The organism is Acidovorax lacteus (genome assembly GCF_039540375.1).
Taxonomy (GTDB): Bacteria; Pseudomonadota; Gammaproteobacteria; order Burkholderiales; family Burkholderiaceae_C; genus Acidovorax_G; species Acidovorax_G lacteus.
In genome coordinates, this window is record NZ_BAABEX010000007.1 from 284,210 (window position 1) to 306,739 (window position 22,530).

Here is a 22,530-nt window from a genome sequence, read left to right on the forward strand (position 1 = left end):
GGCTGCATCGCAGGCTTGCCGTTGTCCTTTTCTTGTTCTGGAGAACCTCTCATGAAGTCCCGTGCCGCTGTCGCCTTCAAGGCTGGAGAGCCGTTGCAGATTGTCGAGATCGACGTGGCACCGCCCCGCAAGGGCGAAGTGCTGGTGCGCATCACCCACACTGGCGTGTGCCACACCGACGCCTTCACCCTGAGCGGTGACGATCCCGAGGGCGTGTTTCCGGCCGTGCTCGGCCACGAGGGCGCCGGCATCGTGGTCGAGGTGGGCGAGGGCGTGACCAGCGTGCAGCCCGGTGACCACGTGATTCCGCTCTACACGGCCGAGTGCGGCGAGTGCCTGTTTTGCAAGAGCGGCAAGACCAACCTGTGCGTGGCCGTGCGGGCCACGCAGGGCAAGGGCCTGATGCCCGACGGCACCACGCGCTTTTCGTACAACGGGCAGCCCGTGTACCACTACATGGGCTGCTCCACATTCAGCGAATACACCGTGGTAGCCGAGGTGTCGCTGGCCAAGGTGCATCCGGACGCCAACCCCGAGCAGGTGTGCCTGCTGGGCTGTGGCGTGACCACGGGCCTGGGCGCGGTGAAGAACACCGCCAAGGTGCAGCCTGGCGACAGCGTGGCCGTGTTTGGCCTGGGCGGCATCGGGCTGGCCGTGATCCAGGGCGCCAAGCTGGCCGGGGCCGGGCGCATCATCGCCATCGACACCAACCCCGGCAAATTCGAGCTGGCCCGGGTGTTTGGCGCCACCGATTGCCTGAACCCCAAGGACTACGACAAGCCCATCCAGCAGGTGGTGGTGGAGATGACCACCTGGGGCGTTGACCACTCGTTCGAATGCATCGGCAACGTGCAGGTCATGCGTGCGGCGCTGGAATGCGCGCACCGCGGCTGGGGCCAGTCGGTGATCATCGGCGTGGCAGGGGCGGGGCAAGAGATCGCCACGCGCCCGTTCCAGCTCGTCACCGGGCGACGCTGGCTGGGCACCGCCTTCGGCGGTGTCAAGGGCCGCAGCCAGTTGCCCGGCATGGTCGAGGACGCAATGGCCGGGCGCATCCAGCTCGCCCCGTTCGTGACGCACACGATGGGCCTTACGGACATCAACCACGCCTTCGATCTCATGCACGAAGGCCGGTCGATCCGCAGCGTGGTGCACTACGCCGAAGCGGCCTGACCGGAGCACGCACCATGAGCGCCGTGCCGTCCGATCTGCGCCAGGTGCTGGTGGCGGGTGCCACCGGCCTGGTGGGCCGCTGCCTGGTGCAGCAACTGTGCGCCGACCCAGGGGTGGGCACGGTGCATGCCCTGGTGCGCAAGCCACTGCCCATGCAGCATCCCAAGCTGCACTGCCATGTGGTGGACTTTGCGGCGCTGCCCAGCCTGCCGCCGCTGCACGAGGCGTATCTGGCGCTGGGCACCACGATCAAGGTGGCCGGAAGCCAGGCGGCGTTTCGTGCGGTCGACTTCGATGCCAACCTGGCCGTGGCGCAGGCCGCCCATGCCGCCGGGGCGCAGCGCCTGGGGCTGGTGAGCGCGCTCGGGGCCGATGCCCGCTCGGCCGTGTTCTACAGCCGCGTCAAGGGTGAGCTGGAAGACACGCTCATGGCCGAGCCCTGGGCGGGCCTGGTGATCGCCCGCCCGTCGATGCTGGCGGGCGACCGAGCGTCCCTCGGCCAGCCCCATCGCCGCGGCGAGGCGCTGTGGGGGCGTGTGGACGCGGCCCTGGGCCCGTTGATCCCGAAGCGCTGGCGCGCCATTGCGGCCGCCGATGTGGCTGCGGCGCTGGCGCAGGCCGTGCCCCGGGCGCGCGGCACGCAGGTGCTCAGCTCGGCTGCCATGCAGGGCGCGGCCGCGCGGGCCGGCTGAACCATCCCAATAACAGACCAAGGACCACCCCATGGAACGGATCGAACACCACGCGAGCTTTGGCGGGCGGCAGGAGGTGTGGCAACACGCATCGGCCACGCTGGGCTGCGCCATGCGCCTGGGCGTGTACCTGCCGCCGGCCGCGCTGGCCGGGCAGGCCTGCCCGGTGCTCTACTGGCTCTCGGGCCTGACGTGTACCGAGCAGAACTTCATCACCAAGGCCGGTGTGCAGGCCCATGCGGCCCGGCACCAGATCATTGTGGTGGCACCCGACACCAGCCCGCGCGGTGAGGCCGTGGCCAACGACCCGGGCTATGAGCTGGGGCAGGGCGCTGGCTTTTACGTCAATGCCACCCAAGCACCCTGGGCTCCGCACTTCCGCATGGAAGACTACGTCGTACATGAGCTGCCCGCGCTGGTCGAGGCCCACTGGCCCACCACGGGCCGCCGCGGCATCTTCGGGCATTCGATGGGCGGGCATGGCGCGCTCACCCTCGCGCTGCGCTACCCGGGCCGCTATGCGAGCGTGTCGGCGTTTGCGCCCATCGTCGCGCCCAGCCAGGTGCCCTGGGGCCAGAAGGCGCTTGCAGCGTATCTGGGCCCCGATACGCAGGCCTGGGCCGCGCACGATGCCGTGGCGCTCGTGGCCAGCGCCACCGAGCGGCTGCCGCTTCTGGTGGACCAGGGCGAGGCCGACGAGTTTCTGGCCAGCCAGCTGCGGCCCGAGCTGCTGCAGGCCGCCTGTGCCCAGGCCGGCCACCCGCTCACGCTGCGCCTGCACCCGGGCTACGACCACAGCTACTACTTCATCGCGAGCTTCATGGCCGACCATGTGGCCCACCACGCGCAGGCCTTGATCGCGACAGCCGCGACAAAGGCTTGAAGTGTTTTAAAGGGCTTGTGCTTTTCCACAGGTCATTTGTAGCTATAAAAATAATAGCAAACGCTTCGGCCCGAGTTGGCGCGTCGGATAATGGCGCCATGTCTTCCACTCCCAAAGTCCTGTTCGGCTTTCACGCCGTGGGCGTGCGGCTCAAAACCGCACCGCAGTCCATCGTCGAGATCTACTTCGAGCCCACGCGCCGCGACGCCCGCATGCGCCAGTTTCTGGACCGGGCCCGCGAAGCGGGTGTGCGCCTGATCGAGGCCGACGGGCTGCGTATTGCGCGGCTGGCGGGCACGCAAGGCCACCAGGGCGTTGCGGCGCGTGTGCAGGCGGTCGAGCAGGTGCATTCGCTCGACGGCCTGCTTGAAAACCTGGAAGCGGCAGGGCAGGTGCCGCTCCTGCTGGTGCTCGACGGCGTGACCGACCCGCACAACCTCGGGGCCTGCCTGCGGGTGGCCGACGGCGCGGGCGCCCATGCGGTGATCGCACCCAAAGACCATGCCGTCGGTATCAACGCCACGGTGGCCAAGGTGGCCAGCGGTGCGGCCGAGACGGTGCCGTACTTCATGGTCACCAATCTGGCCCGCACGCTGGGCGAGCTGCAGGAGCGCAACATCTGGTGCATTGGCACCAGCGGCGACGCGCCGCGCACCCTGTATCAGGCCGATCTGCGTGGCCCGGTGGCCCTGGTGCTGGGGGCCGAGGGCAGCGGGATGCGCCAGCTCACGCGCAAGACCTGCGACGAGTTGGTCAGCATTCCGATGCAGGGCGCGGTGGAAAGCCTCAACGTGTCGGTGGCCAGCGGCGTGTGCCTGTACGAAGCCTTGCGCCAGCGCGGTTTGCCGGCCTGACGCGCGCATTTGGAGGGGCCCGTCGTGGACGATGGCGACCTCGCGCGCGTGCGCGGCTGGGTGCAGGCGGCGCGCTCCATCGCCGTGCTGACAGGCGCGGGGGTGAGTGCCGAGTCGGGCGTGCCCACCTTTCGCGACGCCCAGACGGGTTACTGGGCGCAGTTCCGGGCCGAGGACATGGCCACCGACGCCGGGTTTCGCGCGCATCCGCAGCGGGTGTGGGACTGGTACACCCACCGGCGCGCCTTGTTGGCCCACGTGCAGCCCAATGCTGCGCACAGGGCTCTGGCAGGGTTCGCACAGCTCCATCCGGGCCGTCTGACGCTGATCACTCAAAACGTGGACGGTTTGCACCAGGCGGCCGGCAGCCCTGACGTACTGGCACTGCACGGGGATTTGTGCGCGGTGCGTTGGCTGGACACCCCACAGCCCTGTTGCCGCGAAGACCGTGTGTCCGACGAACGCCCACCGCGTTGCAAGGTCTGCGGCAATGCCTTGCGCCCCGCGGTGGTGTGGTTTGGCGAAAGCCTGCCGCCGCAGGTCTGGTCGCAAGCAGAGGCGGCCGTCCGGCGATGCGATCTGATGTTGGTGGTGGGTACGGCCGGTGCCGTGCACCCTGCGGCAGGCCTGGCGCACACCGCTCGCGCGGCCGGCGCACGCGTGGTCATCGTGAACCCGCAGCCCTCTGCGCTGGACGCTCTGGCGCACTGTCTGTTGCGTGGCACGGCAGCGTCGGTGCTGCCCGGCGTACTGGGTGAGGCCACAGGCTGACCTGTGCGGCCTCAAGGGTAGGTCTGCTCTGGGGCTTGTCGCGAATCCGACAGGGCGACTCGGCGGTAGCCGTTAGCCTGCGCGGCTTTATCACCACAACGCCAAAAGCCCTTTTGCCATGAGCCGCCGCCAGTTCCTGCTCCGCGCCACCCAGATGGCCGCCGCTTCGGGTCTGCCCCTGTGGGCCCAGACGTCCCATGCCGATGAATCCCTGTCGGCCCGCCACCTGACCCTGGGGTGTTCCATTGCGCTGTCTGGCCCCCTGGGGGCTGCCGGCACCGAGCAGGTGGCCGGCATGAAGGCCGCATTTGCCGAAGTCAACCAGGCCGGCGGCGTGTTCGGGCGCGAGATTCGCCTGGAGGTCAAGGACGACGCCTACGTGGCAGCGCGCACCTTGCAGAACATCACCGCCATGGTCGAGGCGCAGTCGGTGTTCGCCCTGATCTCGCCGCTGGGCACGGCCAATACCGCCGCCATCCTGCCGCTGGTGGAAGGCCGTGGCATTCCCACGGTGGGCCCGGTCACGGGCGCGACGTCGCTGCGGTCTGCCGAGCACCGGAACGTGTTCTTCCTGCGCCCCAGCTACCGCGATGAAACGCAGCGTCTGGTGCGCCAGATCACCGAAATGGGCCTCAAGCGCATTGCGGTGGTGTACCTGGACAACCCGTTCGGCAAAGAGGTGCTCAAGGATATGGGCCAGGCGCTGGACGACATCAAGGCCGAGCGCGCTGGCGAGTTTGCGCTGGCGCTGGATGGCCGCAATGGCGCCGAGCTGGCCGACAAGGTGGCCGCCGAGCGCCCGGGCGCGGTGCTGCTGGCCACTACCGGCACGGCCAATACGGCCTTTGTGCTGGCTTTCCGGGCCAAGGCGCCGGGCGTACCACTGGCAGGTCTGTCGGTGGCAGTGGTGTCGTCTGAGATGCCCAAGCTGGCCACGGCCACGCGGGGCCTCGCGCTGGCCCAGGTGTTTCCGGACGCGAACTCCCAGAAGTCGGTGGTGGTTCGCAAGTTCCAGTCCAGCCTCAAGGCCACTGGGGCCGCGGCGGCCTACCAGCAAAGCGGCAGCGCGCTAGAAGGCTGGCTGAACGCGCAGGTCATGCTTGAAGGGCTGCGCAATGCCGGCCGCGAGCCCACGCGCGAGCGCCTGCGGGCCGGGCTGGCGGGCATCCGCTCACTCTCGTTTGGGGACTTCACGGTGGGTTTCGGCACCAAGGCTCCCTACGTCGGGTCGGATGCGATCTACCTCGCCATCTACGCCGAGAACGGCCGCCGCATCAGCTGAGGGCCTCTGGGCAACGCTCGCTCGCAGCGTGCCCTGGCTGGGGGCGCGTCGCTTGCCCTCACCGCCATAGTCCTTCAACCAAGCCAGCCCAGGGCGCCCACCAGTGCGCCGGCGCCCAGCAGCCACAGCAGGTGTAGCCGTGTGCGCCACACGAGCAGCATCGTCAGCGCGCTGAGCAGCCACAAGGGCCAGTCGGTGGCGGGCACGCCATGCGCACGGGCCAACACCCAGGCGGTTGCCAGCAGCAGACCGATCACGATGGGGGCCATGCCCTGTTTGAAGGCCCGTACGCCCCGCCGATGGCGATTGCGATGGCCCCAGCGCGTGGCCGTCCATGTGAGCACGCTGCTGGGCAACATCACGCCCAGCATGCACACCAGCACCCCCAGGCTGCCCAGCAAGCCGCCCGCCCAGCCGGCCCCCCCCGCGTTCATACCGATGTTCCAGCCGATGAGCGCGATGAACAGTACGTTCGGCCCGGGGGCTGCCTGCGCAATCGCAATCGATGCGGTGAACTGCGGGTCGGTGAGCCACGCCTGGCGGTCCACCAGGAACCGGTGCATTTCGGGGGCGGTGGCGATCGCCCCGCCCACCGCCAGCAGCGACAGCGACAGGAAGTAGCCGAACAGGTGCAGCCAGTCGGCCCAGGACAGCGACGTTGCGGCGGTCATGGAGCCAGCTTTCGCCAGGTCAGCACGCAGGCGAGGCCGCCCCACACGGCCAGAATGGCGTACAGCGGCCAGCGCAGCACCGCCATCGCCACCACCGTGGCGGCGGTGAGTGCCACGCACAGCGGCCAGCCCAGCGGATGGCTGCGCAAACTGGCTCCCAGCTTCAGTGCCATGCCCGCGATCAGGCCCGCTGCCACGGCGCCCATGCCCTTGAGGGCGCCGGCCACCGCAGGTCGGTCGGCCCACTGCGCGTACAGCACGGCCAGCGCCACCACCAGCACCAAGGGAAACGCCAGCATGCCCGCCAGCGCCGCTGCTGCGCCGCGCCAGCCAAAGTAGCGGTCGCCGATCATGATGGCCAGGTTCACCACGTTGGGGCCTGGCATGGTTTGCGCCACGGCCCAATCTTCGACAAATTCGGCATTGCTGAGCCAGCCCCGGCGCTCCACCAGCTCACGCTGGACCACTGCGAGCACCCCGCCGAACCCTTGCAGCGCCAGCTGCGTGAATGCCCAGAAGAGCGCACGGGGCGATTCAGGGCCTGGCCGTGGCGTCTCTGTTGAAGGCCTGCCGGGCGACTCAGCGTGCAGCTCAGGGGCCGGTGCATCCGGTGGCAGTGGGGCAGGCGTCATGGTGCGAATCAGGGGCAGAGCGAAAAGCGTGTCACGCGGTCGGTCATTGTCCGGTTTTTGCTGGATCTGCGCCCTCACAAGCGGCGCGGGCCGCCTGCGCGCTTACCGCGGCGCAGCCCCCACGGCGGACGCTATGCTCCGGTACACCGCACTACTTGCGAGCCCCTCATCGCGATGCGGGGCTCAAGGACCGAGCCAGCATGAAGATCATTCGCTACGGAGCACCGGGCCAGGAACGGCCCGGGCTCATCGACGCGCAAGGCGTTCTGCGCGACCTGTCCAGCCTCTTGCCAGACTGGGGGCCGGCGCAGCTGCACCCAGAAACGGTGGCTGCAATGGCGTCGCTCGACCCCTCGGGTTTGCCGGTGGTGCCATCCAGTGTGCGCCTGGGCTGCCCGTTGGCCGGGGTGGGCAAGATCGTCTGTGTGGGGCTGAACTATGCCGATCATGCGCGCGAGGCGGGCATGCAACCGCCGTCCGAGCCGGTGCTCTTCATGAAAGCCGCCACCGCGCTTGCAGGACCGCACGACCCGCTGGTCTTGCCGCCTGGGGCCACCAAGACCGACTGGGAAGTCGAACTAGGCATCGTCATCGGGCAGCGCGCGTACCGTGTGTCTCGCGAGCAGGCGCTGTCGCATGTGGCGGGCTATGTGCTGGCCAACGACGTCTCCGAGCGGTCCTGGCAGATGGAGCGTGGCGGCCAGTGGGACAAGGGCAAGAGCCACGACGGCTTTGCGCCGCTGGGCCCCTGGGTGGCCACGCCCGATGAGTTGCCCGATCCGCATACCCTGGATGTGTGGCTGGAGCTCAACGGCCAGCGCATGCAGGACGGCACCACGCGCAATTTCATCTTCGATGTGCCGACGGTGCTCGCCTACATCAGCCAGTTCATGACACTCGCCCCCGGCGACGTGGTGCTGACGGGCACGCCAGCCGGTGTGGGCCTGGGGCAAAAGCCCGACCCCCGGTTTCTGCGTGCAGGCGATATGCTGCGCCTGGGCGCCACCGGCTTGGGAGAGCAGCGCCAGGTGTGCGTGGCCGCCTGAGCCCTGCCGCTCGGCTCTTGCGCGCTCAGAGCGTGAGGTTGCGGTGATTGAGTACGGTTTTCTTGACGTGCACGCTGATAATCGCCACGACCTCGTCGGGCCGCGCGGGGCGCAGCAATTGCTCCGACTCGACTGAGACCTTGGTCACGAGTGCATCGTCTTCCAGCAGGCAGAACAGGGGGCGGGGGTCGGGTGTGGCCGGAAGCTCCCGTCGGCCCTCCAGAGAGCCATGCGGCACCCTCAATCCGTCCAGCAGTGTCTTGAGACGGTTGTCCAGGTCGCCACCGTCCGTGATCAGCGTGCCGCGCGGCTGCTGGCGAAACAGCAGCACCGACAGCTCGGCATACAGGTCCAGCCGCTGCGTGACCAGCGGCGCAAACAGCAGCCCGCCTTTTTCGACCAACACAGAGGAGCTGTCAGGCTGTGGCGGTGCGAGCAGACTCGCGGCCAGATCGGCCAGTGGGCGCGTCTGCCACAGGCGTTCAAGCTGCGGATGCAGTGCGCGGCGGATGTCCCACTTGTGGGACGACTTGGCTCCCTGGCCGTGCAGGGGGCCTTCGTAGATCAGGCGGAATTCCATGGCGGGTGCAGTGCGGGCGCCGTGTCAGTTTGGCACACGGCCACGCAGCTTTGCACATCGCGTTACGGATTGCAGCGCTCGCAGCGCGAGGCTGGCACGGTCTCGCGCAGCTTCTGCACCTCGGTATGGCCGCATCCCGGGCATTCCAGCAGTTGTGCGTGGGCGTTGCTGGTCGGGTGCCCGCAGCAGTCGCAGCGGGCCCCAGGCAGCAGCCGCACCGGGCCGAAGCCGCGCGCCCCACAGCCCGGGCAGCGCTGCGCAAGGCGCTGACCCAGTGCCACCCCAGCCCGGGCGATCGCCTGCATGCGCATCGGGTTGCGATGGGCGCGCAGGTCGGTTTCCATCCAGACCGGGCCATGGCGCAGCCCTTGCTCCAGTGCTAGGCGCAGTGCGTCGGCGTCGCGCAGGTTCTTGTTGAACACCGCTTCGCCCGGCTTGCCGACGACCACGCCCTGGGCCGGAAACCCGACCGACTGCGCAAATGCCACCCCTTCGGCCACGCTGGCCACACTCTGTTGGCGCCAGCAGACTTCGGGGCCCTGGTGGGCCGCGTGCACCTGCACCTGCAGAAGGGCGTCGTACCAGACCACCACCTCGATGCCCCAAGGCACAGAGCCGAGATAGGGGTCTGGCCCGAAGCTGCCTTCGCTGCCCAGCCCGTACCGCGTGCCGTTGCGCTCGCAGGCGAGCCGGGCCTTGCGGGCCGCAGCCTCGACCTGCGTGCCTGCGCGTGCGGTTTCGCCGGTGAAGGTACCAAGCTGATCGGTGTCGTAGCCCTCATCAACCACCAGGCTCAGGCCCAACTCGCGGGCCAGGGGTTCGAGTGCCTCGGCCTTGCCGTGGAGGGTGAGAAGGGCGATCTGGTCAGGGTTCATCCGTGGACTGCGGCGTAGCCAGGCTGGCCGTCGAAGGTGTAGAGGTTTTCGGTTTTGACGATATCAAAACCGGCCTGGAGCAGGCGGCTCTGCAATTCGAGCACGTCTTCAAAACGCACATCGGCTGCAGGGTTGCGGAAGCGGCAGCGCCAGTGGTCCACACAGAAGGTTTCAGGAAAGCCGTCGGGCCAGACCTTCACGCCCCGGTTGGTGATGAGTTCCAGCCCCAGCGATTCGAGGCCAAGAGGCGCCAGCGCATCCCCCAGATTGGCGGGCGTGCCATTGCGCCACTGCAAGAAAATGTCCACACCCACCAACCGCTTGCGTGCGGCGGCGCGGCGCTGCGGGGGCGCAATCACCAGTGGGGCTGCCGGCGCATAGGCCACGGCCTTGAGCCGCTGCGGTGCCTGGCCCATGCGGGCGATCACTGCGGAGGCAAATTCACGTGTTCCCACCAGTGCGGTGCTGGTGCCTGGGCGGTGGATGTCGGCGGTGTGCACGCCGTCTTCAAGCGTGCGCAGCCAGGCGTTTTGTACCCGCGTGGCCACATCGGCCTGGCCAATGTGCAGCAGCATCTGCACCGCGCCCTGTAGCAGGCCCGAGGGGTTGGCCACGTCCTTGCCCGCCAGGTCGGGCGCGCTTCCGTGAATGGCCTCGAACATGGCGCACTGATCGCCGATGTTGGCAGAGCCAGCCATGCCGATGGAGCCTGCGATCTGTGCCGCCACGTCGGACAGGATGTCGCCGTACAGGTTGGGCATGACGATGACGTCAAAGCGCTCGGGCGTGTCGGCAAGGCGTGCGGCACCGATGTCCACGATCATGCTGTCTCGGGCAATGTCCGGGTAGAGCGCGCCGATCTCGTCGAACACTTCATGGAACAGCCCGTCTGTCATCTTCATGATGTTGTCTTTGACGAAGCAGGTCACGCGCTTGCGGCCGTGCAGCCGGGCATACTCGAACGCGTAGCGCACGATGCGCTCGCAGCCCGGGCGCGTGATGAGCTTGAGGCACTGGTACACCTCTTCGGTCTGCCGGTGCTCGATGCCCGCGTAGAGGTCTTCTTCGTTCTCGCGCACGATCACCACGTCCATGCCCGGGTGCCGCGTGGGCACCATGGGTGCGAAGGCCGTGCAAGGCCGTACGTTGGCGAACAGGCCCAGCGATTTGCGCGTGCTCACGTTCAGGCTCTTGTAGCCCCCACCCTGTGGCGTTGAGATCGGAGCCTTGAGAAACACCTTGGTGCGGCGCAGCGAATCCCAGGCCGAAGGGGCGATGCCGCTCGCGTGACCGGCTAGGTACACCTTCTCGCCGACTTCAATGACTTCGGTCTGCAGGCGTGCGCCGGCCGCTTCGAGAATGCGCAGGGTGGCCTCCATGATGCTGGGGCCAATGCCGTCGCCGTAGGCCACGGTGATGGGGGTGGGCTGGGTGGCAGGGGTGGTCATGTCGTTCTCCTGAGGGTGTTGTGAGGGGGCCTTGTGGGCTGACACGGATTGTTGAGGGCTCCGAGAATTTGTAAAAATAGATTTTCAAAAGCTTCATCATTTGCAAAAACCAATGAAAAGCCGCCTTCACACCCGTCAGACCACTTTCCGCCAGCTGGAGATCTTCCTGGCTGTGGCCGACCGGCTCAGCGTGACGCAGGCCGCGCAGGCGCTGCACCTGGCGCAGCCCACGGTCTCGACCCAACTGTCCAAGCTGTCTGAAGCTCTGGGCGGAGCGCTCTTCGAGCAGATCGGCAAGCAGCTTTATCTGACCGACCTGGGGCATGAGTTGCAGATCAGTTGCCGCGACCTGTTCCAGGTGCTGGACCGTTTGGAAATGCGCCTGGCGGAGCGGGCCGGGCTGTCGGTGGGGCGTTTGCGTCTGGGCGTGGTGACCACGGCCAAATACCTGGTGCCGGGCATGCTGGGCCCGTTCTGCAAGGCCCATCCACGCGTGGAGGTGGAGTTTCAGGTCGGCAACCGGTCGGAGATTCGCGAGCGCCTGCAGGCCAATCTCGACGACCTGTATGTGTTCAGCCACCCCCCGCATGAACTGGACATCGAAGCCGAGCCGCTGGCCGACAACCCGCTCGTGGTGATTGCGCCCAGCGAGCACGCCCTCGCCAAGCGCGGCGCCCTGACCTGGGACGACGTCGCGGCCGAGCGCCTTCTGATACGCGAGGCTGGCTCAGGCACCCGCCACGCGATCGAGCGCTATCTGGAGTCGCGGGGCTGGCAGGCGCCACACCGCATCACAATCGCCAGCAACGAGGCCATCAAGGAAGCGGTGACCGCGGGGCTGGGTCTGGCCATCCTGAGCCGACTGACCCTGCGCCACATGGCGCCGGGCAACCTGGTCGAACTGCCGGTGGAGGGATTTCCGATTCCGAACCGCTGGTATGTGGTCACGCCCCGCGGCAAGCAACTGTCACCGATTGCCGCGCGTTTTCGGCAATACATGCTGGAGCAGCGCCACGGCTCGGCAGGCTGAGCTGCAGAGGCGGGCGGGTTTCAGGCCCAGGTATCCACCTGTGTGCCGAGTGGACCACTGGCAGCGGACGTTGTCGATGGCACCGGCGTGGCAGCGGCCAGGGCGTCTAGCATCACGGTGGCGCTGGCCTCCTGCATGTCCAGGGTACGACGCAGCACAGCCGTTTGAACGGCGTCGGCCTGCCGGGCTTGGTTCAGCTGGACGGCGGTGTTGACGATGCGGTTGACCAGGGAGGTGTCCATGGGAGCCTCTAAGAGCGGGATACCGGGTTATCGGCACGCACCGCGCATCCCTGAACCCCTCCGCTGCGCGGGTGCCGCCCGCACGTCAGCGCTCGGCGGCCTGCCACACCAGTCGGCCCTGTCCTGCTTCGTCCAAGCGCGCGCGCAGCGCGGCCGCCTGGTCGTCGGCCACGCGCAGCCGCGCCGTGACCAGGCTGCCATGGTTCACCTCGATCAGCACAGCGCCCACGGCGTCGCATTCCCGCCGCAGCAGGCCCTCAAAGGCATAGGGCAGGGTGCAGGCCCACTCATGCTGGCGTTGCAAGGCCACTTTCGGTGCCTGCAGCAAGGCCTGCGCCACGGTGTCGGTGTAGGCGCGCACCAGCCCGCCCGCGCCCAGCTTCACGCCGCCAAAATAGCGCACCACCGTGGCCAGCACGCCTTCCAGATCTTGGTGGCGCAGCACATCCAGCATGGGGCGACCAGCCGTGCCGCTGGGCTCTCCGTCGTCCACCGCCGCCGACTGTCCACCCGCCAGCAGGGCCCAGCAGACATGTGCAGCGCCCGGATGCTCCCGCCGCAGGCGTTCCACCACATGCTGCGCCGCCGTACGGTCGGGCACCGGCTGCACGCAACCGATGAAGCGGCTTTTCTTGATCAGCAGTTCGCTGTAGGCCGGGCCGGCGAGGGTCTGGCGCATGGCTGCTCAGGCGCGTGGGTGCAGGGTCTTGGCCATCAGCACGCTGCGGTAATTGGTCAGGGGCCGCCAGTCGCAGTGGCCCACAACGCCATAGCCCCAGGCTTCGTACATGGAGATGAGGCCGTGCGCGTCTTCCGAGGTGTCGAGCGCCAGCTTTCGCGCTCCTTCCAGGCGGGCCACTTCGGCCACCCGGTCGTGCACCCAACGTCCCAGACCGCTGCCCTGATGTCCCGGCGCGATGCAGAACTGCGTAAGGCTCCAGACGTCAGATTCGCGGTACAGCGGTACATCGGAGGCTGGTTGCGGGCCGCGCAGGGTGATGGTGCCTGCAAGCGCCCCGTTGACCCAGACGCCCCAGGCCAGGCCGGATGCCAAGCGCTTTCGGGTGTCGTCGGCGCTCTGGTGCGAGCCCCAGTAGCGCAGCCCTCTCGCGGCATGGGGCGCATAGGCTGCGTGGATCAGGGACGTCAGCGCGTCCACGTCGTCGTCCGGCTGCCAGGGCCTCAGCCAAGCCGCTGCGCCCGAGCGCAGGGTGTGCGTGTGCGACAGCGTCACCGCAGGCCCTTTTTCGGGGTCGCTGGTGCCCGAAGCCGCAGCGACCAGGTCTCGCCCACGAGTTCCTGGCCAAAATCTGCGTAGGGCTCAGACCGATCCAGCACAAATCCACGTCGCGCGTACAGCGCGCGGGCGGTGTGCAGACACTCGTTCGTCCAGAGCACCATGCGGTGGTAGCCCTGCGCTTGCGCAAAGGCGATGCAGGTGTCCGTGAGACGCGCACCCAGGCCCATGCCCCTAGCGTCGGGCGTGACCAGCAGCAAGCGCAGCTGGGCTGTGCGAGCGCTTTTACGCACCACAAAGGCGCAGCCCACGCGGCGACCGTCGCATTCCGCGATCCAGGCGCCTTCGCAGCGGGGGTCGAAGCGGCGCAGCAGGCGCGCGCCGATGTCTGCGACCAGCGCTTCAAAGCGGCTGTCCCAGCCGTACTCTGCGTGGTAGAGGCGGCCATGCTCAGAAATCACCCACCCCATGTCGCCCGGCTGAAGGCTGCGCAGTTCGGGCGAGGGAGCGATCGGTGAGGACGAGGGCGCTGTCACGGCAGGACGGGTCAAGAGAACTCCACTGGGGGCGAGTTCTCCATTGTCGGCCAACCCCAGGCCTTGTGGGTGCATGGTGGCGCAGCAGCATTTTCAGGGGGGGCGCCGTAAAATCGAGGGTTACCCTCTACACCGCAGTGCCCGCGGACGGCACGCCCCACGACCATGAATGCCCCCGTCGACGTGTCTTTCTTCGCGCGCAATGCGAAGCCGCTGACCAGCTACCGCCCGTACTGGGCCAAGCGGTTCGGCCCCGCGCCCTTTTTGCCCATGAGCCGGGCCGAGATGGACCAGCTTGGCTGGGACAGCTGCGACATCATCCTGGTGACGGGCGACGCCTACGTGGACCACCCGAGCTTCGGCATGGCCGTGATCGGCCGCACGCTCGAAGCGCAGGGCTTTCGCGTAGGCATCATCGCCCAACCCGACTGGCAGAGCGCCGAGCCCTTCAAGGTGCTGGGCAAGCCGAACCTGTTCTGGGGTGTCACGGCGGGCAACATGGATTCGATGATCAACCGGTACACGGCCGACCGGAAGATCCGCACCGACGACGCCTACACGCCCGGCGACGTGGGCGGCAAGCGGCCCGACCGCGCGGCCATTGTCTACAGCCAGCGCTGCCGCGAGGCGTACAAGGACGTGCCCATCATCCTGGGAGGCATCGAAGGCAGCCTGCGCCGCATCGCGCACTACGACTACTGGAGCGACAAGGTGCGACGCTCCATCGTGGTGGACAGCAAATGCGACCTGCTGCTGTATGGTAATGCCGAGCGTGCGCTGGTGGAGGTGGCCCACCGCATTGCGGCCCGCGAACCCATCGAGCAGATCACCGATGTGCGGGGCACGGCCTTTGTGCGGCGCGCTTCCGCGCCCGATTGGTTCGAGATCGATTCGACCACGGTCGATGAGCCGGGCCCGGTGGAGCCCCACCTGAACCCGTACCTCACCACCAGCGAGCAAGCCGAGGCCCAAGGCGCGACGTGCAGCAAGGACGATGCAGCCGCCAGCGCCCCCACCCCTGCCGTGGTCGCCACTCCGGCGGTGCAGCCACTGACCTTCGTGCCCAACCCGGCCTTGGCCCGCGGCAAGCGCAAACTGCCGCCGCGCGACCGTACCGTGATCCGCCTGCCGAGCTACGAGCAGGTCAAGGCCGATCCGGTGCTCTATGCCCACGCCAACCGTGTGCTGCACCTGGAAACCAACCCCGGCAACGCCCGCGCCCTGGTGCAAGCCCACGGCGAAGGTGCCACCGCACGCGACGTGTGGATCAACCCGCCGCCCATTCCGCTGACCACGGCCGAGATGGACCACGTGTTCGGCCTGCCCTACGCGCGCAGCCCGCACCCCGCCTACGCCGATGAGAACGGCCGCCATGATGGCCCGACCAAGATCCCGGCCTGGGAGATGATCCGCTTCTCGGTCAACATCATGCGCGGCTGCTTCGGCGGCTGCACCTTCTGCTCGATCACCGAGCACGAGGGCCGCATCATCCAGAGCCGCTCGGAAGATTCGATCATCCAGGAGATCGAGGACATCCGGGACAAGGTTGAGGGCTTTACCGGCACCATTTCCGACCTGGGAGGCCCCACGGCCAACATGTACCGCCTGGGCTGCAAGAGTCCCGAGATCGAAGCCGCCTGCCGCAAGCCGAGCTGCGTGTATCCGGGCATTTGCCAGAACCTCACCACCGACCACGGTCCGCTGGTCAAGATCTACCGCCGTGCGCGCGGGCTCAAGGGCATCAAAAAGATTCTCATCGGCTCGGGCCTGCGCTACGACCTGGCCGTGAAGTCGCCCGAGTACGTGAAGGAACTGGTGCAGCACCACGTGGGCGGCTACCTCAAGATCGCGCCCGAGCACACCGAAGAGGGCCCGCTGACCAAGATGATGAAGCCCGGCATCGGCAGCTACGACCGCTTCAAGCAGATGTTCGAGAAGTACAGCGAAGAAGCGGGCAAGAAGCAGTTCTTGATTCCGTACTTCATCGCCGCGCACCCGGGCACCCGCGACGAGGACATGATGAACCTGGCGCTCTGGCTCAAGCGCAACGGCTTCCGCGCCGACCAGGTGCAGACCTTCTACCCCAGCCCCATGGCCACGGCCACGGCCATGTACCACTCGGGGCTCAACCCGCTCAAGGGCATCCACCGCGACGAGCGTGGCGAGAAGGTGGACATCGTGCGCGGCGAAAAACGCCGCCGTCTGCACAAGGCCTTCCTGCGCTATCACGATCCCAACAACTGGCCGCTGCTGCGCGAGGCGCTCAAGGCCATGGGCCGGGCCGACCTGATCGGCAACGGTAAGCAACACCTGATCCCGACCTTCCAGCCGCTCACCGACGGCAGCTACCAAAGCGCCCGGCGCAAGAACAGCACCGCCGGTGGTGGTGGCCTGGGCTACACGACCAACAAGGACGGCAAGGCCGTGGCGCTGCGGCCCCGCACCCAGGCCCTCAACGAGCCGCGTGGCGATGTGCGGTTTCGCACCAGCGAACCACAGCCGGGCCGCCTGCTCACCCAGCACACGGGCCTGCCGCCGCGCAACACCGGGGCCGCGCCGGCCGCACGGGGGCCGCGGCCCGCCGCCAAGGGTGGCCTTGGCAAGGGCGGCACCGGCAAAGGGCGCACGCGCTGAAGCACCGGCGGATGGCGGCAGTGCCGTTGTCCGCAAACGGCAGCGCTTGTGTGGCCGCAATACCCGTCAGATCGGGGCATGGGGACCGACGGCCATCTGCAAAACCGCTCGGCTTGCGGTCTGTGGCGTTGTGCTGATCGCTTTTTGCGGTGGCGTGCAGCAGGGCTTGTGCGCTTTGCATATCGCCTGGCCTGCGCTTCGGCACGGTGCAGCCCGAAGCGGTGCGCAGGACAGAATGCACATCGGCACTACGGTCTTGCAGGCGTTGAGCGTTCATGGGGGCTCGCAGCGGCCTCCGGGCGCGGAGTCTTTCCAGGCCGCGCGAGTGCGCGTGGGCCCCAGTGTTGGCGAGAGCAAGCCCATCGCCAGCGCGTTGCCTGCCGCCCACACCCCGGCGGACGGCCCTACGGCAACGTGTGCAGGGGAATGTCGTGCGCCTCGGCCAGAGCCTGCAGGGCCGCGCAGGTGTGTCCAGCCAGAAAAGAGGCGATGGCTGCGTGGGTGGCCGGTGCGCGCATGTGGTCCGCATCCCCCCGCTCGGGCAGGCCGGCGACTTGGCACAGCCGAGCTGCAAAGTGGGGCTCCAGCGCTGCCACGGCCACCCGGCCGTCGGCGCAAGGGTACACGCGGTAGCCAGCGTGCTGACCGCCGATGTCGGCTTCTGGCGTGGTCAGCCGCCACTGGCGGGGCAGGGCCAGCCACTGCGCGGCCTCGGACAGCGCCACTTCAATGCACACCCCCAGGCCCTGTTGGGCGCGCGCCAGCTGCGCTTGCAACACCGCCTCGCTGGCCATGAGCGCTCCACCCATGTCGGCGTACAGCGTGGGAGGAAGCACAGTGCCTGGCACCAGATCGGCTTCGGCCAGGTAGGTCAGGTCGTGGCCTGGCTCCTCGGCGCGGGCGCCGGGTGCGCCCACGATGCGCACCAGCGACAGTTGCGGGTGGCGCGCTTGCAGCATCGCCCAGCCCAGGCCCAGCTTGTCGAGCGCAGACGGCCGGAAGGATGTGATCAGCACATCGGTCTGCGCCAGTTCGGCCTGCAGCGTGGCCTGGCCCTCGGATGTTTTGAGGTGGGCCTGCACGGTGCGCACGCCCGCGTGCAGCGCGGTATAGGCCGCCGGGCTGTACTGGGCCATCGGGTCGGCGCTGGCGGCGGTGGGCGGTGCCGGGGGCTCCAGTTTGGTGCAGGTGGCTCCCATGCGGGCGCAGCGCAGCAGCGCGGCAGGGCCGGGCAGGTTGAGTGCCAGGCTGAGCACGCGCACGCCGCGCAGGGGTTGGAGTGGGGCAAGGGTCATGGCAACGCGGATCGAAGGGTGGGGCGCATCCCACGCCAAGGCGCGGATGCGGTGGAGCCGACGCGTTATACCGGAGTGGGCTTGCAGACAGCGGACGCGCCGACGCCTTGCACCGGCGCACCGGCAAGCCTTTGCTATTAAATCAATAGCTGCTCGTGCTTGATTTATAAGCACGAGCGCCCTAAAAGACCTTGAAGCCTTCTGGGCTGTGGTGCGCTGCGTGCGCGTGTCTGCTGCGTACGGTACACAGCAAAACGCCCCGGGCCGCGGGGGCGGCAGCGGGGCGCTTCACAGGCTGGGCGGGGCTGCAGCGCCCCTGGGCCGTGCTTACATCACCTTGGCAATCGCCTGACAGACGTAGTCGATGTTCTTGCTGTTGAGCGCAGCCACGCACATGCGGCCGGTGTCGGTGCCGTAGACGCCGAACTCGCTGCGCAGGCGCACCATCTGGTCCTTGGACAGGCCGGAGTAGCTGAACATGCCGATCTGCGTGGTGATGAAGGACATGTCCTGCTGCACGCCCGCGGCCTTGAGGCCGTCCACCAGCTTTTGGCGCATGGCCTTGATGCGCACGCGCATCTCGCCCAGCTCCTTTTCCCACAGGGCACGGAGTTCGGGGTTGTTCAGCACCGCCGCCACGACCGCGCCGCCGTGCGTGGGCGGGTTGCTGTAGTTCGTGCGGATCACGATCTTGAGCTGGCTCAGCACGCGGCCGGCTTCTTCCTTGTCGGCGCACAGCACCGACAGCGCACCCACGCGCTCACCGTAGAGGCTGAAGCTCTTGGAGAAGCTGGTCGAGACGAAGAAGTTCAGGCCTGCGGCCACGAACTTCTGGATCACGGCGCCGTCTTCGGCGATGCCGTGGCCAAAGCCCTGGTAGGCCATGTCGAGGAAGGGCGTGAGGCCCTTGGCCTTGACGGCGGCGATCACCTGGTCCCACTGCGCGGGCGTGATGTCGTAGCCCGTGGGGTTGTGGCAGCAGGCGTGAAGCACCACGATGGTGCCCGGAGCGGCCGCGTTCAGGCTGGCCAGCATGCCGTCAAAGTTCACGCCGCGCGTGGCGGCATCGTAGTAAGCGTAGGTGTCGACCGTGAAGCCTGCGTTGGTGAACAGGGCCCGGTGGTTTTCCCAGCTCGGATCGGAGATCAGGACGGTGGCGCTCGGGCTCACCTTCTTGAGGAAGTCGGCACCGATCTTCAGGCCGCCCGTGCCACCGATGGCTTGCACCGTGGCCACGCGCCCCGAGGTGACGGGCTCGGAGTCGGCACCGAACACCAGACCTTTGACGGCGTTGTCGTATGCGGCGATACCGTCGATGGGAAGATAGCCGCGGGCGGCAGGCTTGTCCATCATGGCCTTCTCGGCGGCCTGCACGCACTGCAGCAGGGGCAGCTTGCCGTTGTCGTCGAAATACACACCCACGCCCAGGTTCACCTTGTGGGGGTTGGTGTCGGCTGCGAATTGTTCATTCAGGCCCAGGATCGGATCCCGGGGGGCCATTTCGACGGAGGAAAACAAAGACATGAAGTGCTTTCGAAGGTTGTCAGTAGCGAAGAAACCGGGCCTGGTGTACCGTGCCGAGTTCCGCAAATTTTAACGGGCCGTGCGCTGGCCCCGTTGACGCTTCCTATGCCGGATCTTTCTGAAGTCAAGCCTGAAACGCAACACGGCGAGTTCGTGCGCTTTGACAACTCGCCCTTTGAGCTGTTCCAGCCGTATCCGCCTGCGGGTGACCAGCCCGAGGCCATCGCACGCCTGGTGGAAGGCCTGCACGACGGCGAAGCCTTCCAGACGCTGCTGGGCGTGACCGGCTCGGGCAAGACCTTCACCATGGCCAACGTGATCGCGCGCTCGGGGCGGCCCGCCATCGTATTCGCGCCCAACAAGACGCTGGCCGCCCAGCTCTACAGCGAGTTCCGCGAGTTCTTCCCGAAGAACGCGGTCGAGTACTTTGTGAGCTACTACGACTACTACCAGCCCGAAGCCTATGTGCCGCAGCGCGACCTGTTCATCGAGAAGGACAGCGCGATCAACGAGCACATCGAGCAGATGCGGCTGTCGTGCACCAAGAGCCTGATGGAGCGGCGCGACGTGGTGATCGTGGCCACGGTCTCGGCCATCTACGGCATTGGTGAGCCTGAGAGCTACCACCGCATGGTGATGACGCTGCGCGTGGGTGACCAGCTGGGTCAGCGCGATGCGATCGCGCAGCTCATCCGCATGCAGTACCAGCGCAACGAGCAGGACTTCAGCCGCGGCAAGTTCCGGGTGCGCGGCGACACCATCGACGTGTTTCCGGCCGAGCACTCGGAGCTGGCCCTGCGCATTGAGCTCTTCGACGACGAGGTGGAGAGCCTGCAACTGTTCGACCCGCTCACGGGCCGCATCAAACAGAAGATTCCGCGCTTTACCGTGTACCCGAGCAGCCACTATGTGACGCCGCGCGACAAGGTGCTGGCGGCAGTCGAAACCATCAAGCTTGAGCTGGCCGAGCGCCTGAAGCAGTTGCTGGCCGACGGCAAGCTGGTCGAGGCCCAGCGGCTGGAGCAGCGCACACGGTTCGATCTGGAGATGCTCAGCGAAGTGGGTCACTGCAAGGGCATCGAGAACTACACACGCCACCTGTCCGGTGCTGCGCCGGGGGCGCCACCGAGCACGCTGACCGATTACCTGCCGCGCGACGCGCTGATGTTTCTGGACGAAAGCCACCAGATGATCGGACAGCTCTCGGCCATGTACAACGGCGACCGCGCGCGCAAGACCACGCTGGTGGAGTACGGTTTCCGGCTGCCGTCGGCGCTCGACAACCGCCCGCTCAAGTTCGAAGAGTTCGAGCAGCGTATGCGGCAGGTTGTTTTTGTGTCGGCCACGCCGGCCGATTACGAAAAGCAGCACTCCGGCCAGGTGGTGGACCAGGTGGTGCGGCCCACCGGGTTGGTGGACCCGATCGTCGAAGTCCGCCCGGCTACGCACCAGGTGGACGATGTGCTGCAGGAGATCCGTGTGCGCGTTGAGCGCAGCGAGCGCGTGCTGATCACCACACTGACCAAGCGCATGGCCGAGCAACTGACGGACTACCTCACCGACAACGGGGTAAAGGTGCGCTACCTGCACAGCGATGTGGACACCGTGGAGCGCGTCGAGATCATCCGCGACCTGCGGCTGGGCGTCTTTGACGTGCTGGTGGGCATCAACCTGCTGCGCGAGGGGCTGGACATTCCCGAGGTGTCGCTCGTGGCCATCCTCGACGCCGACAAGGAGGGCTTCTTGCGTGCCGAGCGCAGCCTCATTCAGACGATCGGTCGGGCTGCGCGCAATGCGAGCGGCATGGCCATCCTGTACGCCGACCGCGTTACCGATTCGATGAGGAAAGCCATCGACGAAACCGAGCGCCGCCGTGCCCGGCAGATCGCCCATAACGAAGCGCACGGCATCACACCGCGCACCATCGTCAAGCAGGTGAGAGACCTGATTGACGGCGTGTACAGCGAAAAAGCGGGCAAGGATGCTGAGCGCCTGGAACAAGAGGCTTTGCAACGTGCCAAGGCGGAAGACATGTCAGAGAAGGACATGGCGCGCGAGATCAAGCGGCTGGAGAAGTTGATGCTCGAGCACGCGCGCAACCTGGAGTTCGAGCAGGCCGCACGGGTGCGGGACCAGCTCTCTCGCTTGAAAGATCGGGCGTTCGGGGCTCACGGTATCGATCCGCTTGCGGGCTCCGCAGCCTGACATCGGCGTCTACGCTCCGCTCAAGAGTGCGTCCTGGGCGGCGTGGACACCCTGTGTCCAGGTGATAGCCATCCATCGCCTGAGGCTATGAAACTGATTGGTAAAGATAATGACCAATCAGTTTCTTACCTGACAAATTCATTTGGGATTTGTGGTATACTCCTGCAAAACACTCAAGAAAAGCCCGGTTTCAAACGGCTAAAGGGCTCCGCATGCAGCGATGACGGCGGAGAAGTAGGGCGGAGACGGTGCCGCTGCCCTCGGGTGGCTGGTCAATCCCACAACGAAAGAGCCTGAGCTAAGGAGCTTGCGATGCGTCTCACAACCAAAGGCCGTTTTGCGGTCACCGCGATGATCGACCTGGCACTTCGCCAGAACAACGGGCCCGTCACGCTGGCTGCGATCAGCCAGCGTCAGCAGATTTCTCTCTCGTATCTTGAGCAGTTGTTCGGCAAGCTGCGCCGCCACGAGCTCGTTGAATCCACGCGCGGCCCGGGCGGCGGTTACACCTTGGCGCGCAAGGCGGGTGACATTACGGTCGCAGACATCATCGTGTCCGTCGATGAGCCCATTGATGCTACGCAGTGTGGAGGCAAGGAGAACTGCCTTGGCGAAGGTGGTCGATGCATGACGCACGAACTCTGGGCCTCGCTCAACCAGCGCATGGTGGAGTTCTTGGACTCGGTGACCCTGCAGAAGCTGGTGGACGATCAACTGGCCAAAGGCGTGCAGGTGGAAGACAAGCCGGTTGTGCGCCGCGCCATTTCGACAACGCCAGTGGTCAAGCCTATCCGCGTGAATGCGCCGAATTCGGTGTTTGCACTCGGCAATGCCTTTGCCAAGTCCTGAGGGCGCGGCCAGGCAGTCCATCCGTAGGTAGGCCCGGACCACAACGGTTCGCAGGCGCTCAGCGTTCGCGT

Annotated in this window: 22 protein-coding genes; 11 read left to right on the plus strand and 11 right to left on the minus strand. The window is 67.0% G+C overall.

The window, feature by feature from the left end; all coding sequences use genetic code 11:
* Positions 1 to 51: 51 nt before the first annotated feature.
* The 6 genes from ABD866_RS04720 to ABD866_RS04745 all read left to right on the plus strand — a co-directional run bounded on the left by ABD866_RS04720 (position 52) and on the right by ABD866_RS04745 (position 5,655).
* Entirely contained in the window at positions 52 to 1,173 is a 1,122-nt protein-coding gene (locus ABD866_RS04720) for an S-(hydroxymethyl)glutathione dehydrogenase/class III alcohol dehydrogenase (protein WP_345061651.1), read from the plus strand.
* A gap of 14 nt (positions 1,174 to 1,187) precedes the next feature.
* The gene (locus ABD866_RS04725; protein ID WP_345061653.1) at positions 1,188 to 1,865 is read left to right on the plus strand and encodes an NAD(P)H-binding protein; all 678 of its coding nucleotides are present in this window, start codon (positions 1,188 to 1,190) and stop codon (positions 1,863 to 1,865) included.
* Between the two features lie 31 nt (positions 1,866 to 1,896).
* Positions 1,897 to 2,748, plus strand: a complete 852-nt coding sequence (gene fghA, locus ABD866_RS04730; protein ID WP_345061656.1) for an S-formylglutathione hydrolase — start codon at positions 1,897 to 1,899, stop codon at positions 2,746 to 2,748.
* 98 nt (positions 2,749 to 2,846) lie between these two features.
* On the plus strand, positions 2,847 to 3,602 hold the full coding sequence (gene rlmB / locus ABD866_RS04735) for a 23S rRNA (guanosine(2251)-2'-O)-methyltransferase RlmB (RefSeq protein ID WP_345061658.1): 756 nt from the start codon (positions 2,847 to 2,849) through the stop codon (positions 3,600 to 3,602).
* Between the two features lie 24 nt (positions 3,603 to 3,626).
* Positions 3,627 to 4,373: an SIR2 family NAD-dependent protein deacylase gene (locus tag ABD866_RS04740; RefSeq protein WP_345061660.1), complete on the plus strand. Its 747-nt coding sequence runs from the start codon at positions 3,627 to 3,629 to the stop codon at positions 4,371 to 4,373.
* 118 nt (positions 4,374 to 4,491) lie between these two features.
* Entirely contained in the window at positions 4,492 to 5,655 is a 1,164-nt protein-coding gene (locus ABD866_RS04745; RefSeq protein ID WP_345061662.1) for an ABC transporter substrate-binding protein, read from the plus strand.
* A gap of 74 nt (positions 5,656 to 5,729) precedes the next feature.
* On the opposite strand, the gene ABD866_RS04750 is transcribed toward ABD866_RS04745, so the two are convergent.
* Both ABD866_RS04750 and ABD866_RS04755 read right to left on the minus strand, forming a co-directional pair.
* A complete protein-coding gene (locus ABD866_RS04750) occupies positions 5,730 to 6,326 on the minus strand; it encodes a chromate transporter (protein ID WP_345061664.1) in 597 nt (198 codons plus the stop codon).
* Positions 6,323 to 6,958 carry a chromate transporter gene (locus tag ABD866_RS04755; protein ID WP_345061666.1) on the minus strand — a complete coding sequence of 212 codons (636 nt, stop codon included), beginning with the start codon at positions 6,956 to 6,958 and terminating at the stop codon, positions 6,323 to 6,325. Before ABD866_RS04755 ends, ABD866_RS04750 begins: the two co-directional genes overlap by 4 nt.
* A 200-nt stretch (positions 6,959 to 7,158) precedes the next feature.
* Here ABD866_RS04755 and ABD866_RS04760 point away from each other — a divergent pair, with 200 nt between their 5' ends.
* Entirely contained in the window at positions 7,159 to 8,004 is an 846-nt protein-coding gene (locus tag ABD866_RS04760; protein WP_345061668.1) for a fumarylacetoacetate hydrolase family protein, read from the plus strand.
* A gap of 25 nt (positions 8,005 to 8,029) precedes the next feature.
* Here the strand turns inward: ABD866_RS04760 and ABD866_RS04765 are convergent, their stop codons facing one another.
* From ABD866_RS04765 to ABD866_RS04775, 3 genes are all read right to left on the minus strand, one after another.
* Positions 8,030 to 8,584 (minus strand): hypothetical protein, encoded by a 555-nt coding sequence (locus ABD866_RS04765; RefSeq protein WP_345061670.1) that lies wholly within the window; start codon positions 8,582 to 8,584, stop codon positions 8,030 to 8,032.
* Positions 8,585 to 8,646: 62 nt separating this feature from the next.
* On the minus strand, positions 8,647 to 9,459 hold the full coding sequence (locus tag ABD866_RS04770) for a DUF6671 family protein (RefSeq protein WP_345061672.1): 813 nt from the start codon (positions 9,457 to 9,459) through the stop codon (positions 8,647 to 8,649).
* Positions 9,456 to 10,907 (minus strand): NADP-dependent isocitrate dehydrogenase, encoded by a 1,452-nt coding sequence (locus tag ABD866_RS04775; protein ID WP_345061675.1) that lies wholly within the window; start codon positions 10,905 to 10,907, stop codon positions 9,456 to 9,458. The genes ABD866_RS04770 and ABD866_RS04775 overlap by 4 nt, the downstream gene beginning before the upstream one ends.
* Positions 10,908 to 11,019: 112 nt before the next feature.
* On the opposite strand from ABD866_RS04775, the gene ABD866_RS04780 reads away from it, so the two are divergent.
* Positions 11,020 to 11,937, plus strand: coding sequence for a LysR family transcriptional regulator (locus ABD866_RS04780; RefSeq protein ID WP_345061677.1), 918 nt, complete (start codon positions 11,020 to 11,022; stop codon positions 11,935 to 11,937).
* Positions 11,938 to 11,957: 20 nt separating this feature from the next.
* Here the strand turns inward: ABD866_RS04780 and ABD866_RS04785 are convergent, their stop codons facing one another.
* From ABD866_RS04785 to ABD866_RS04800, 4 genes are all read right to left on the minus strand, one after another.
* Positions 11,958 to 12,179 carry a YjfB family protein gene (locus ABD866_RS04785; protein WP_345061679.1) on the minus strand — a complete coding sequence of 74 codons (222 nt, stop codon included), beginning with the start codon at positions 12,177 to 12,179 and terminating at the stop codon, positions 11,958 to 11,960.
* A gap of 85 nt (positions 12,180 to 12,264) precedes the next feature.
* A complete protein-coding gene (locus tag ABD866_RS04790) occupies positions 12,265 to 12,858 on the minus strand; it encodes an IMPACT family protein (protein WP_345061682.1) in 594 nt (197 codons plus the stop codon).
* Positions 12,859 to 12,864: 6 nt separating this feature from the next.
* Positions 12,865 to 13,413 (minus strand): GNAT family N-acetyltransferase, encoded by a 549-nt coding sequence (locus tag ABD866_RS04795; protein WP_345061684.1) that lies wholly within the window; start codon positions 13,411 to 13,413, stop codon positions 12,865 to 12,867.
* Positions 13,410 to 13,967 carry a GNAT family N-acetyltransferase gene (locus ABD866_RS04800; protein ID WP_345061686.1) on the minus strand — a complete coding sequence of 186 codons (558 nt, stop codon included), beginning with the start codon at positions 13,965 to 13,967 and terminating at the stop codon, positions 13,410 to 13,412. Before ABD866_RS04800 ends, ABD866_RS04795 begins: the two co-directional genes overlap by 4 nt.
* 150 nt (positions 13,968 to 14,117) lie before the next feature.
* Between ABD866_RS04800 and ABD866_RS04805 the strand changes: the two genes are divergently transcribed.
* Entirely contained in the window at positions 14,118 to 16,586 is a 2,469-nt protein-coding gene (locus ABD866_RS04805) for a YgiQ family radical SAM protein (RefSeq protein ID WP_345061688.1), read from the plus strand.
* Positions 16,587 to 16,990: 404 nt separating this feature from the next.
* On the opposite strand, the gene ABD866_RS04810 is transcribed toward ABD866_RS04805, so the two are convergent.
* On the minus strand, positions 16,991 to 17,881 hold the full coding sequence (locus ABD866_RS04810) for a CoA transferase (RefSeq protein ID WP_345061690.1): 891 nt from the start codon (positions 17,879 to 17,881) through the stop codon (positions 16,991 to 16,993).
* 327 nt (positions 17,882 to 18,208) lie between these two features.
* Complete coding sequence (locus tag ABD866_RS04815) at positions 18,209 to 19,405, minus strand: amino acid aminotransferase (RefSeq protein WP_345061692.1); 1,197 nt, start codon at positions 19,403 to 19,405, stop codon at positions 18,209 to 18,211.
* A 105-nt stretch (positions 19,406 to 19,510) separates the two neighbouring features.
* Between ABD866_RS04815 and uvrB the strand changes: the two genes are divergently transcribed.
* Complete coding sequence (uvrB, locus tag ABD866_RS04820) at positions 19,511 to 21,610, plus strand: excinuclease ABC subunit UvrB (RefSeq protein WP_345061694.1); 2,100 nt, start codon at positions 19,511 to 19,513, stop codon at positions 21,608 to 21,610.
* A gap of 312 nt (positions 21,611 to 21,922) precedes the next feature.
* Positions 21,923 to 22,459, plus strand: coding sequence for a Fe-S cluster assembly transcriptional regulator IscR (iscR, locus tag ABD866_RS04825; RefSeq protein ID WP_345061696.1), 537 nt, complete (start codon positions 21,923 to 21,925; stop codon positions 22,457 to 22,459).
* Positions 22,460 to 22,530 lie beyond the last annotated feature (71 nt).

Excerpts from the sequence above, each read along its gene's own strand:
- ABD866_RS04785 (WP_345061679.1), bottom strand. The coding sequence starts at position 12,179 with ATGGACACCTCCCTGGTCAACCGCATCGTCAACACCGCCGTCCAGCTG.
- ABD866_RS04770 (WP_345061672.1), bottom strand. The coding sequence starts at position 9,459 with ATGAACCCTGACCAGATCGCCCTTCTCACCCTCCACGGCAAGGCCGAG.
- ABD866_RS04760 (WP_345061668.1), top strand. The coding sequence starts at position 7,159 with ATGAAGATCATTCGCTACGGAGCACCGGGCCAGGAACGGCCCGGGCTC.
- ABD866_RS04765 (WP_345061670.1), bottom strand. The coding sequence starts at position 8,584 with ATGGAATTCCGCCTGATCTACGAAGGCCCCCTGCACGGCCAGGGAGCC.
- ABD866_RS04790 (WP_345061682.1), bottom strand. The coding sequence starts at position 12,858 with ATGCGCCAGACCCTCGCCGGCCCGGCCTACAGCGAACTGCTGATCAAG.
- fghA (WP_345061656.1), top strand. The coding sequence starts at position 1,897 with ATGGAACGGATCGAACACCACGCGAGCTTTGGCGGGCGGCAGGAGGTG.
- ABD866_RS04755 (WP_345061666.1), bottom strand. The coding sequence starts at position 6,958 with ATGACGCCTGCCCCACTGCCACCGGATGCACCGGCCCCTGAGCTGCAC.
- ABD866_RS04815 (WP_345061692.1), bottom strand. The coding sequence starts at position 19,405 with ATGTCTTTGTTTTCCTCCGTCGAAATGGCCCCCCGGGATCCGATCCTG.
- iscR (WP_345061696.1), top strand. The coding sequence starts at position 21,923 with ATGCGTCTCACAACCAAAGGCCGTTTTGCGGTCACCGCGATGATCGAC.
- ABD866_RS04750 (WP_345061664.1), bottom strand. The coding sequence starts at position 6,326 with ATGACCGCCGCAACGTCGCTGTCCTGGGCCGACTGGCTGCACCTGTTC.
- ABD866_RS04780 (WP_345061677.1), top strand. The coding sequence starts at position 11,020 with ATGAAAAGCCGCCTTCACACCCGTCAGACCACTTTCCGCCAGCTGGAG.
- ABD866_RS04745 (WP_345061662.1), top strand. The coding sequence starts at position 4,492 with ATGAGCCGCCGCCAGTTCCTGCTCCGCGCCACCCAGATGGCCGCCGCT.
- ABD866_RS04720 (WP_345061651.1), top strand. The coding sequence starts at position 52 with ATGAAGTCCCGTGCCGCTGTCGCCTTCAAGGCTGGAGAGCCGTTGCAG.
- rlmB (WP_345061658.1), top strand. The coding sequence starts at position 2,847 with ATGTCTTCCACTCCCAAAGTCCTGTTCGGCTTTCACGCCGTGGGCGTG.
- ABD866_RS04810 (WP_345061690.1), bottom strand. The coding sequence starts at position 17,881 with ATGACCCTTGCCCCACTCCAACCCCTGCGCGGCGTGCGCGTGCTCAGC.
- ABD866_RS04725 (WP_345061653.1), top strand. The coding sequence starts at position 1,188 with ATGAGCGCCGTGCCGTCCGATCTGCGCCAGGTGCTGGTGGCGGGTGCC.
- uvrB (WP_345061694.1), top strand. The coding sequence starts at position 19,511 with ATGCCGGATCTTTCTGAAGTCAAGCCTGAAACGCAACACGGCGAGTTC.
- ABD866_RS04805 (WP_345061688.1), top strand. The coding sequence starts at position 14,118 with ATGAATGCCCCCGTCGACGTGTCTTTCTTCGCGCGCAATGCGAAGCCG.
- ABD866_RS04775 (WP_345061675.1), bottom strand. The coding sequence starts at position 10,907 with ATGACCACCCCTGCCACCCAGCCCACCCCCATCACCGTGGCCTACGGC.